This window comes from Shewanella sp. WXL01 (assembly GCF_012263345.1).
Lineage (GTDB): Bacteria > Pseudomonadota > Gammaproteobacteria > Enterobacterales > Shewanellaceae > Shewanella > Shewanella maritima.
Genome location: NZ_JAAIKQ010000003.1, coordinates 1 through 11238, shown reverse-complemented (window position 1 = coordinate 11238; position 11238 = coordinate 1). Strand labels below are relative to the sequence as shown.

The window sequence follows — 11238 nt, the reverse complement described above, 5'->3', positions numbered from 1 at the left end:
AAAGCGGCAATTAACAACATCTGCAGACGTCACATCAATAATAAACTATCAACTGGCATTGTATAAATTTGGCGGAAGAGGCAGGAATCGAACCTGCCAAAGCCTATTAGGCTCACATCGGTTTTGAAGACCGAGAAGGCCACCAGACCTCATCAACTTCCTTAATTGGCTTTCAGTATAACCACTAAGAAAAATAAATATTTGAACCAAGTCTCAATATATAAAACAAAGACAAAATTTTTAATTACCAGCAAAGACTTGATACATGTGAATAATTTTAAAACAACAATACTTACTTGAACAACGTTCAATATAATTTGCCGTGCTATGTGATTAACATCACCCAAATATAAAATTGCCCTGTATATTATTTAATAAAGGTCATGCCGAATTGACTGGTTACAGATATTAGCTTTTTTCTTTGAATCATCACGATAAAAGCTTATGAGTTCGTAAACACTCGTTTACCTATTTATGGAGTAACTATGTTAAATCGCAAACCAAGCCAAGCGTTCGCAAAATTCTCAGCCATCGCTACCCTGACTTTAGCTCCTTTCTTCTGCGTAGAAGCGGCGACCTTTACCTTTACCGCCATTCCTGATGCAGATGAAAGCCAACTAAGAACCCGCTTTGAAAAAGTGGCAACCTACCTTGAGCAGCAGCTTGGGGTGGATGTTAACTATGTGCCAGTAAAATCCTACTCGGCAGCGGTCACTGCCTTTAGAAACAATCAGGTACAGCTAGCCTGGTTTGGCGGTCTGTCTGGCGTGCAAGCGCGTAAGCTAGTGAAGGACTCACAAGCCATCGCTCAGGGTTATGAAGATCAATTCTTCAAAAGCTACATCATTGCCCACCAAAGTACTGGGCTAACAGCGAGTAAAGACTTCCCCAACATTAATGGCACCACCTTTACCTTTGGCTCTAAAGGCTCTACTTCAGGCCGCTTAATGCCGCAATACTTTATTGAGCAGCACTTACATAAGTCACCAAAACAAGCCTTTAAGCGCGTAGGTTTTTCTGGCGATCACAGCCGCACCATTGCCCAGGTGCAGTCAGGTGCTTATCAAATCGGCGCGGTGAATTACAAAGTGTGGGAGAAGGAACTTTCTGAGGGCAAAATCGACACCAGCAAAGTCAGCGTGATTTGGGAAACACCCACCTACCCTGACTATCAGTGGACTATTCGCTCCGATGTGGATGCAAAATACGGTGACGGCTTTATCCAGAAGGTGAAAACAACCCTGTTAGAAATGGATAACCCAGATCTACTCAAAAGCTTCCCACGTTCGTCATTTGTTGAAGCAACCAATGCCGACTACCAACCGGTAGAAGATGTGGCAAAACAAATAGGATTAATTGACTGATGCTAACACTTCGCGACCTTAACCTATTTTACGGCGCTGACTCTGGTTCAGAGACACAACAAACGCAGGTGATCTTTAATCTCAACCTCGACTTCAGTAAAGGGGAAAAGGTCGCGATTATTGGCCCATCGGGCGCTGGCAAGTCTAGCTTGCTGCATCATATTTATCAGCAACTACAGGACCAGGCAGCGCTTTGCTCGCAAGCCCAGGGCTTAGTAGATAACTTAAGTATTTATCACAACATTTATATGGGCGCGCTTGCGCGTCACCATTGGAGCTATAACTTAATCAACCTTATCAAACCCTTTAAAAGCCACTTAAATAAGGTAAAAGACATTTGCGAGCAGCTGGAGTTAGACCAAGCGCTTGATAAAAAAGTCGATCAACTCTCTGGCGGCCAGCGCCAGCGCGTTGCGCTAGGACGCGCGGTGTATCAACAACAAGCAGTATTCATTGGTGATGAGCCCTTCTCGGCCATCGACCCGCTTATGGCGCGGCGGCTGATCACCAAGTTATTCGATTTGCATGAAACCGTCATCATGGTAGTGCATGACAGAGATCTGGCCTTAAGTCATTTTGATAGAGTCATCGCCCTGTGTCAGGGGCAATTGGCGCTTGATAGCCACGAAGAGACAGTCAATCAAGCTAAGATTACCGAGCTGTATCAGAAATCACTCGTTGCCAGCCAACAAGCCCAATTGACTGTTCCACAAGCAAAAGCTCTTGATACGGAAAACAATAAGCACTCAAACGAGCAGCTTAAGGACGTAGGTTAGCAATGACTCGCACGCTAAACACCAAAGCCTATGCAGCTAACAATTCATCCCGCTACCACCTAGGGTACTGGCAAAAGGTCACCCTTGGGATCTGGCTAATCGCGCTGCTCGCACTACCTTTTGCTGACATTGAAATAGTGAGCTTTAATCCCTGGCATGAGCTTGGACTAATGGCACAAGGCATATTAGCACCTGACTTTTTTGCCACAGAGTATTTAATGTCTGCAGTTGTGCAAACCATCAACTTTGCCCTGTTAGGCATCACCTTTGGCCTACTATTTGGCGCGCCTTTATCTCTTATATACCGCCATAAAGCAGTGTCGACCTTATGCTCACTCGCTCGCGCGGTACATGAGATATTCTGGGCATTATTATTTTTGCAAATCTTTGGTTTATCGCCGGTAACCGGCATCTTGGCGATCACCATTCCCTTTGCCGCGACATTTGCCAGGGTGTTTAGTGACATTCTCACCCAATCATCTAACGCTCCTATCGATAGCATCTCCAAGCAAAGCGACATTATCAGTCGCTATAGCTACGGCAAGATAGCGCAAGTGCTGCCACAGATGATTGCATACACCCGTTATCGATTTGAGTGTGCCCTACGCAGTAGCGCCGTGCTGGGCTTTATTGGTATGCCTACACTCGGTTTCTATCTTGAAACCGCCTTTAGGCAAGGTAACTACCATGAAGGCGCGGCACTGCTGATGATTTTTATCGCGCTGATTGGTTGTATCCGCTACTGGTGCAAACCCAAGTTATTGCCAATTTACTTGGTCATTGCCTTGGTTACCCTAAGCGAAATACCGCCAATTGATGGCAGTTTATTGGTACGGTTTTTCACTGAGGACATTTTGCCGCCAGCCATCGCCAATGCGCAAAATATGCAGAGCATAGATTGGTCATCCCTTGGAAGCTGGATTACCAGGTTGATTAGTGAGCAGGCCCTGCCGGGCGCGGCAACCACTGTCATTCTAGCTGTGCTCGCCCTAGCCGCTAGCCATTTTGTTACCCTCAAAGGCCATGCTGTTGCTAGTCGACACCTATGGTCAAAGCCTGTTGCAGGCTTAGGTCACTTGCTATTATTAGTGGGTCGCTCGGTGCCTGAGTACATTTTGGCATTTGTATTCTTAATCTTGTTTGGCCCATCCATGTTGCCGGCGATTATCGCCTTAGCCATTCATAATGGCGCGGTTATCGCCTATCTCGCAGTGCGCCAAAGCGATCAACTTAATCCGCAACAAGTCGCACAAGGTAAGTTCAACCTGTTCCACTACCATATGCTGCCAAGTATTTACCCTAATTTAATGACACTGATGTTTTATCGATTTGAAATTATCGTAAGAGAAACCGCCGTTTTTGGCATGTTAGGCATCATGACTCTAGGTTTTTACATCGACAGTAATTTCAGTGAGATCCGCTACAGCGATGCGATTGTGTTAATCGCCTGCACCGCATTACTTAACCTGGCGATTGATACCACCTCAAGACGCTTGCTAAGCATGCCGAAAAACACCCAAGCAAGCTGCTAACCCAGTTATTGTAACCGTCCTCAAGCTGTGATCGGGTTAAAAGTATCCTAAACATTCTGCATGTCGATCACATTTTAGATACCACTCGACATTAGTGTCGACACCTCGCAACCACCAGCACTTACCAGTAAAACCATTAAACACAAAAGCTATATAAAACAATGTATTAAAAATATGCAAAACACTTGGCGCGGCAGTTGCTTTAAAGGGCTACCAACTTAATTTGGTATGACCTGAGAAATAATGCCAGCAGTTTGCTGGCGCACAATAAAAAACGGCACCAAAGGCTGGTCAGTCAAAGTGTGCCAGGCCATAAAAGCAACCTAAGGAGGGTGCAATATGGATAACAATCCTTTTGACGCACTGCTACCACCGGCAATGACCCGTAAAGCAGAAGATGTAGGTGTTGGTAAAGCAACCAAGAAACCGCTTCAAGCGTTATTTTTAGCCATGTCGGCTGGTGTATTTATCTCAATCGCTTTCGTATTCTACGTAACCGTCACCACAGGCGCCGGGGACGCTCCTTGGGGCATGACAAAATTTGTTGGCGCTATCGCCTTTAGTTTGGGATTAATCTTAGTGGTTATTTGTGGTGGTGAGCTATTTACTTCCACCGTACTTACCGTGGTTGCTAGAGCCAGCGGCAGGTTAACCAACGGCCAAATAGCCCGCAACTGGAGCGTGGTTTATCTTGGCAACTTCATCGGCGCAGTATTGTTTGCAGTAGTTATCTTCCTCGCTGGACTTTACATGGGTAAAGGCGGTGAATGGGGCATTAATGCAATGAAAATTGCCCAGCACAAGTTGCATCACACCTTCTTGCAAGCCGTAATCTTAGGCGCCTTGTGTAACCTACTTGTTTGCTTGGCCGTATGGATGACGTTCTCTTGCCGAACTAACACAGACAAAGTAATGGTGATGATCTTACCTGTGGCTATGTTTGTTGCTTGTGGATTTGAGCATAGTATCGCCAATATGTTTATGATCCCAACCGGCATTCTAATTCAAAACTTTGCAACGCCTGAGTTCTGGTCAATGACTGGTTATGACCCAGCACAATTTGCAGATCTGACTATTCGCAACTTCTTCCTAGCTAATTTAATCCCGGTAACTATCGGTAATATTATCGGCGGTGGCTTGTTAGTTGGCTTTGCTTATTGGGCCGTTCACAGAAGACCTGAGCTAGCTTTAGAGAAGTTAAAAGAGAACACTAAACAAGGCGAGCAGTTAACTAAACAAAAAGCACGCTAATAGTTATCAAAAAAAACCTTATTAAATAACTATCAGCTCGCTAAAAATAAGTAAGTTGCCAAACTATTTTTTATAAAAAAGCTTTCTAACTAAGCTATAGGAAAGGCAACTTACTTAAAAACCGAATTAGCAAATACGTTATTGTGAACAGCATCATTAGAAACTAACCAACTTTTTGCTATAACGTTATTTGCTAAATACTTTAAATAAAAAATGTTATTTATTTGCATATATCTTGGCAATAACAACGCCAACAATGAATGAATATTTATGCACGAAAATTGTTTAGGAGATATCATGAAAAAGTCATTAGTCGCGGCCAGCTTGTTTGTACCATGCGCGGCCTTCGCCCATGAAGGTCACGGCGGCATTGGGCTATTCCATCACATGTATGACTTACTGCCAGTTGTTGGCGCAGTGATTATCGTGGCTGGCCTTTGGCTTGCTAAAAAGCGCGGTTAGGCGCATCAAGGGCAATATCGCTCACTTAAGTTTTGCAGTTAGCAAACGCATACCAACGCCAAGGAGCTCAATCTATGAGTCAAGACACAGTTAAACTTACCGAATTCAGTCACGGCGCTGGATGTGGATGTAAAATCTCCCCGAAAGTTCTCAGCACTATTCTCGCTTCATCCCTACCTGAGTTTAACGATCCAAACTTGTTGGTAGGGAATTCAAGCCGTGATGACGCAGCAGTTTACAAGCTAGATGAACACACAGGCATCATTAGCACTACCGACTTCTTTATGCCGATTGTTGATGACCCGTTTACCTTCGGTCAAATCGCGGCAACCAATGCCATTAGTGACATCTACGCCATGGGCGGCACACCGATAATGGCCATTGCCATTTTAGGCTGGCCAGTCAATAAAATTGCACCAGAGGTTGCGCAAAAGGTTATCGAGGGCGGACGACAAAAATGCGCTGAAGCTGGCATCATGCTTGCTGGCGGCCATAGTATTGACTCACCAGAGCCCATCTTTGGCTTAGCCGTTACCGGACAAATTAACCTTAAGCAGCTCAAGCAAAACGACACTGCCAAAGCGGGAGATAAGCTATACCTCACCAAACCACTGGGGATTGGCGTGTTATCGACTGCGCAAAAGAAAAAGCTCGCTGAAACTGCCGACATTGAAAACGCCATTAATGCCATGTGCACCCTCAATAAAATCGGCCAATTGATAGCTGAAATTGATGGTGTTAATGCACTGACTGATGTTACTGGTTTTGGTCTCGCAGGGCACTTAATTGAGATATGTCAGGGCGCGAAGCTACAAGCTAAGCTCGACTTTAATGCGATTCCACTGCTGGATAATGTTGATAAGTTCTTGGCGCTGAACTCGCTCCCAGGTGGCACCTTGCGTAACTACGACAGTCTCAAGCATCTAGTTGAGTTCAGTGACGAGCAACGCAATATTCTGTGCGATCCACAAACCAGTGGCGGCTTATTGATTAGCGTCTCGGCTGATGCCGAAGAAAGCTTACAAACTCTGCTCAGTGAACAAGGTATTCGGCCCCAGTGCATCGGTGAACTAGTTACACCACAACCAGATACCAGCATTATTCAACTCTAGTGCTGTCAGTTTTACTGATTAAACCCAAAACACAATTGAGAGCCAGGTCTGGCTCTCGCACCGCCTAAATATCGAGGGGTATTCAGGCTCAATAAACAAACCAACTAGCACGGCCCTAGCCATAGTCTTCACTATCACCTGCCCGTGCCATCTAACAATATCCAGGAATGATTATGCGCACTAAATTAACTTTAGCTGGGCTACTTGCGTGTAGCCTCAGTGTTTTACCTACAGCTTTTGCAGCCGATGTTGACGTATTTAATGGCCAATCTGGCACAATTAATATCGCTGGCGGCACCGCTCACATCCCAGTGATGAAGCAAGCGGCCAAGTCGATCATGAAGTCCAACCATCAGGTTCGCGTCACCATTGCAGGTGGCGGCTCAGGTGTGGGGGCAAAACAAGTTGCCAAAGGTTTGGTGGATATTGGTAACACAGGACGCCCGCTAAAGCCTGGCGAAGCCAAACATGGTTTAGTGTCGTTCCCGTTTGCGATTGACGGTGTAGCCATTATTGTTAACCCGCACAATCCAGTACAAGGACTGACTCAAAAGCAAGTTAGCGACATTTATGCCGGCATTATCACTAACTGGCAACAGGTCGGTGGCGAGAACCGTGACATCAACCTATTTACCCGTGATGAAGCCAGTGGCACCCGCTCTGTATTTGTGAAAAAGCTGCTGCACAAATCACCTGTGATCAACTCAGCGAATGTTGTTCCGTCAAATGGCGCAATGAAGACCGCTATTGCACGCGATCCTGGCGCGATTGGCTACAGCAGTGTTGGCTACATAGACAATACCGTAAAAGCGCCAATGCTAGATAAGGTCAAGCCGACCAATGAAGCCTGTGCATCGGGTGAATATCCTGTGGTTCGTAAGCTGTACATGAACACTAAAGGAGAGCCTCAAGGGTTAACCCGCAAGTTTATCGATTACATTTACAGTGCAGATGGAGCCAAGTTCATTCAAGAGTCTGGCTACATCCCGGTGTCAAAAAGTTAATCGATAAACTTAACCATGATGGCAGAGCGACTACAACAGATATGCAGCGCGGTAGTATTAATACTTATCCTGGCGCTATTCGGCTTTTTGTTTTGGTTTGCTCTGCCAGTGTTTATCAATCCCAATAGCTCGACATTTTCCCTCGCATGGCAGCCAGAGCAAGGTCAGTTTGGCATCTTATCTATGCTTGCTGCCTCATGTCTCCTAGGACTTGTTGCGCTCATTATTGCACTGCCTGTTGCGCTAGGAGTGTGCGGCTTTTGCCAACTCGAACAATATAAAAAGTACGCAGTATGGATTCGACGACTCATTCGCTTCATGGCAGGTATTCCAACCGTGGTATACGGCATTGCTGCAGTTTTCTTACTGGTACCTTTTATTCGCGAAACCTTTAACCAAGGCTCAGGCTTTAGCTTATTAGCCGCAAGCTTGATGTTAGTGCTGTTAATCTTGCCAGTGATGGTGATGGTACTCGATGCCTACTGCCAACCTTTGACGGCTCGATTATCTCAGACAGCTGCATCCATGGGCTTTACATCGCCGCAATTACTATTTCATGTCACCCTTCCAGCGGCAAAACCCGCCATATGCAGCGCGGCGCTACTTGGCTTTAGCCGAGCAATCGGCGACACCTTACTGCCTTTAATGCTAGCAGGTAATGCACCTCAACTAGCTAGCAGCCTGTTTGACTCTGTGCGTGCACTCACAGCGCATATAGGCTTAGTTATCGCGACTGAACACGGCAGCGCAGAATACAACTCACTGTTCGCTGCAGGCTTCTTATTGCTCTGTATCAACCTCTTCATCACCTTGTCGGTAAGAAAGTTAGGGCAGAGCCAGCAACAAGTCGCTGGGAAAAAAGCCCGCTCAGATTTAGCGCTAGCCACGACTCAAGCAACAAGCGCAAACACCTCAATAAATACACAAAGTTGCGCCGACAATAGGCAAACAACATGAACGCAAAACTATTCCAGCTTTGGTGTTTAATATCTGTCGCTATTTTGCTGTTATTCCTTAGCGCAGTTATCGGCTTCATCATTATTAAAGGGGCACCAACGCTAAGTTTGAGCTTGTACTTTGGTGACACGCCTATGCTAGAAGCAATGTTAGGGCTAACACCAATCTGGGATGGTATTTGGCCTGCGTGCATTGGCACAATCTCAGTCGTGCTAGGGGCCATATCTTTAGCAATCGTGCCAGGTATTGCGACAGGTATTTGGCTGACCTACGCGAAAGCATCAAGATTCAAACAAGCGCTAGAGCTTAGCGTGGTGCTCCTCGCAGGAGTACCGTCTATTCTCATGGGGCTGTTTGGCTTCACCCTGATTGTGTTGTTAAGAAACACCATCGCCCCATCTGCCAACTCAAGCTTATTACTATCATCGTTGTGCTTAGCGATGCTGATTATTCCTTACCTTAGCGTCACTACCCGCACCGCACTGCAGGCACTGCCCAGGTCGCTTTCAACCTGCGTATCAGCACTCGGTATGACACCATGGCAACAGCAGCGCTATGTGTTATTACCTCAAGCAAAAAAAGGTATCGTCAGCGGCGTGATGCTATCTATAGGGCGAGCGGCGGAAGATACTGCTGTTATCATGCTGACTGGCGCAGTTGCCAATGCAGGCTTGCCCGGCGGTATATTTGAACGCTATGAAGCCCTACCATTTACGATTTTCTACTTTAGCTCGCAGTATCAAAGCCAAACTGAGCTTAATATGGCCTTTGGCGCAGCCTTGAGTTTGCTGTGTTTCACTACAATTATTTTTTCAAGCGCAAGTGCAATGGCACGTCGTTAACAGGGTTTAGAAGATGCAAACAGTCATAAACAAGCTAATCCCCTCGAAATTATTACCAGCAAACTCTGTTAAACCAAAAAAGAGCATCATATCGCTTGCTGTTCCGCGCTCCGCAAGCGACACGCTCGCCAATGTGTCAAACCTATCAATCTACTTTAATGAAGTTGCTGCGGTTAACAACGTTAATATAACGCTCAAGGCCAACCAAATTCATGTTTTATGTGGCGCATCAGGTTCTGGCAAAACCACACTACTACGAGCATTCAACCGTCTGAATGATGAGTTCGACAACTGTCATACTCAAGGTGAAATAGCGCTAGACATCCGTGGTGAATTAGTCTGGATAAATGACTTAACAGCAAAGCAGCTGCCTAAGTTGCGAAGGCGAGTTGGCATGGTATTTCAACACCCAATGCTGCTACCGGGCACGATTGCAGACAATCTGCTGTTACCCTTAAACGTCTCCTGTAACATCAAAGGCTCTGAAGCTCAGCAACGACTGGAGAAGAGTCTAAAGCAAGCGGCCTTGTGGGATGAAGTAAAAGCGCGCTTAAATGCACCGGCGGCGTCATTATCGGGCGGACAACAACAGAGGTTGTGTCTTGCGCGCACCTTAGCACTTGAGCCTGAAATACTGCTGCTAGACGAACCCACAGCCTCTTTGGACCCTGCAACAACCGAGGAGATAGAGCAGCTTATCCTGCAACTCAAGCGCGATTACAGCATCATCATGGTTTCGCATTCTAAGCAACAAACACACAAGCTAGCAGACAACATCAGTTACTTAGAGCATGGACTACTGGTTTAAGTTTTTAGCTTGGAAAAAGATAGCAGTCAGGTCGAACAGTAAAGTCGACGAATAGCACTTAAATAATGAAATTAAAATTTACAAACGCCGGAAAAGACGAAAGCCCAGCATTTCTGCTGGGCTCTCTAGAATGTGGCAGGGGTAGCAAGACTCGAACTCGCAACCATCGGTTTTGGAGACCGCTGTTCTACCAATTGGAACTATACCCCTGTGGACGAGATGCATTATGCTTAAACCAACCTAAAAGGTAAAGCACTTTTTCGCTAAAACCTACTAACTGCGGCTTTTTCAAGCAAAATTAGCACTCCTTAAAGTTACTACGTAATCTAGGCTAATGAGGATCACCACAGAGCTAAATTATTTCTTACTCCCAGCAATCAAGAACACGCCTAACACTTTCCCCATAACTTACTTTGTGAAATAACGATTTTTTCTAGGAGTGTAAACGACACCGCTTTTTGTGCCCTTGTAGCACAAGCAATCAGCCAAAAACATAGAGGTAGGTAAGCATTCATACCTACATTATGTGAATGAGTCACCTAACCTAAATAACGTTGATATGGGCAAAATAGCAGGATTTGCATTTCCACAATCCCAAAAAGCGTCTGGAAATTGTCAGCTTCGAACGAGCTCTCCGCGCTACGACCGCCAAGGATGGCAGAAGTGTCGATTATGCAGAATGTAATCATCGACGGACATTGAAGTAGGCATTCATGCCTACATTAAGTGAATAAGTCACCTAACCTCAATAATATTGATATGGGGAAGACAGCAGAGTTTACATTGCCCCAAGCGCTAAAAGCGCCTGGAAATGGCCAGATTCAAATAAATTCTCTGCGTTCACATCACCATAAAACTTTGCCCAGTAAACGGCGCTCTCACATGGGGGTTAATCAAGCCTGCTTTGGAAGCGAAGCTTTCAGGGCTTGATTAACGCGAAGAGCGTGCTTGTAGCTGGGAGCCAGGCTTAGCCTCGGGTAACATCGAGAGTAGTCATCGCGAAGCGTATATACGAAAAAAGCCCTAGCGTTGTTTGCTAGGGCTTTTTTCGTATATTAGGCGTCTGGAAATGACCTACTCTCACATGGGGAAACCCCACACTACCATCGGCGCGATTGCGTTTCACTGCT

General features: G+C 45.8%; 10 protein-coding genes and 2 tRNA genes. 10 read left to right on the top strand and 2 right to left on the bottom strand.

Annotated elements, in window-relative coordinates; all coding sequences use genetic code 11:
• Window positions 1-69: 69 nt before the first annotated feature.
• Window positions 70-161 (bottom strand) — tRNA-Sec (locus tag G3R49_RS08995).
• Window positions 162-485: 324 nt separating this feature from the next.
• Here G3R49_RS08995 and G3R49_RS08990 point away from each other — a divergent pair.
• From G3R49_RS08990 to G3R49_RS08945, 10 genes are all read left to right on the top strand, one after another.
• On the top strand, window positions 486-1364 hold the full coding sequence (locus G3R49_RS08990) for a putative selenate ABC transporter substrate-binding protein (RefSeq protein WP_130601063.1): 879 nt from the start codon (window positions 486-488) through the stop codon (window positions 1362-1364).
• The gene (locus tag G3R49_RS08985) at window positions 1364-2140 is read left to right on the top strand and encodes an ATP-binding cassette domain-containing protein (protein ID WP_167869432.1); all 777 of its coding nucleotides are present in this window, start codon (window positions 1364-1366) and stop codon (window positions 2138-2140) included. Before G3R49_RS08990 ends, G3R49_RS08985 begins: the two co-directional genes overlap by 1 nt.
• A gap of 2 nt (window positions 2141-2142) precedes the next feature.
• Window positions 2143-3672, top strand: coding sequence for an ABC transporter permease (locus G3R49_RS08980; protein ID WP_167869431.1), 1530 nt, complete (start codon window positions 2143-2145; stop codon window positions 3670-3672).
• 339 nt (window positions 3673-4011) lie between these two features.
• Window positions 4012-4923 (top strand): formate transporter FocA, encoded by a 912-nt coding sequence (gene focA / locus G3R49_RS08975; protein WP_167869430.1) that lies wholly within the window; start codon window positions 4012-4014, stop codon window positions 4921-4923.
• A 297-nt stretch (window positions 4924-5220) separates the two neighbouring features.
• Window positions 5221-5385 (top strand): hypothetical protein, encoded by a 165-nt coding sequence (locus tag G3R49_RS08970; protein ID WP_165399023.1) that lies wholly within the window; start codon window positions 5221-5223, stop codon window positions 5383-5385.
• 74 nt (window positions 5386-5459) lie between these two features.
• The gene (gene selD / locus G3R49_RS08965) at window positions 5460-6497 is read left to right on the top strand and encodes a selenide, water dikinase SelD (RefSeq protein WP_167869429.1); all 1038 of its coding nucleotides are present in this window, start codon (window positions 5460-5462) and stop codon (window positions 6495-6497) included.
• A 173-nt stretch (window positions 6498-6670) separates the two neighbouring features.
• Window positions 6671-7501: a phosphate ABC transporter substrate-binding protein gene (locus G3R49_RS08960; RefSeq protein WP_130601053.1), complete on the top strand. Its 831-nt coding sequence runs from the start codon at window positions 6671-6673 to the stop codon at window positions 7499-7501.
• A 15-nt stretch (window positions 7502-7516) separates the two neighbouring features.
• Window positions 7517-8458, top strand: a complete 942-nt coding sequence (locus G3R49_RS08955) for a PstC family ABC transporter permease (RefSeq protein WP_167869428.1) — start codon at window positions 7517-7519, stop codon at window positions 8456-8458.
• Entirely contained in the window at window positions 8455-9300 is an 846-nt protein-coding gene (locus G3R49_RS08950; RefSeq protein WP_167869427.1) for a PstA family ABC transporter permease, read from the top strand. The genes G3R49_RS08955 and G3R49_RS08950 overlap by 4 nt, the downstream gene beginning before the upstream one ends.
• 13 nt (window positions 9301-9313) lie before the next feature.
• Window positions 9314-10108, top strand: coding sequence for a phosphate ABC transporter ATP-binding protein (locus tag G3R49_RS08945; RefSeq protein ID WP_167869426.1), 795 nt, complete (start codon window positions 9314-9316; stop codon window positions 10106-10108).
• A 133-nt stretch (window positions 10109-10241) separates the two neighbouring features.
• On the opposite strand, the gene G3R49_RS08940 is transcribed toward G3R49_RS08945, so the two are convergent.
• Window positions 10242-10318: transfer RNA gene (locus tag G3R49_RS08940), tRNA-Trp, on the bottom strand.
• Between the last annotated feature and the right edge of the window lie 920 nt (window positions 10319-11238).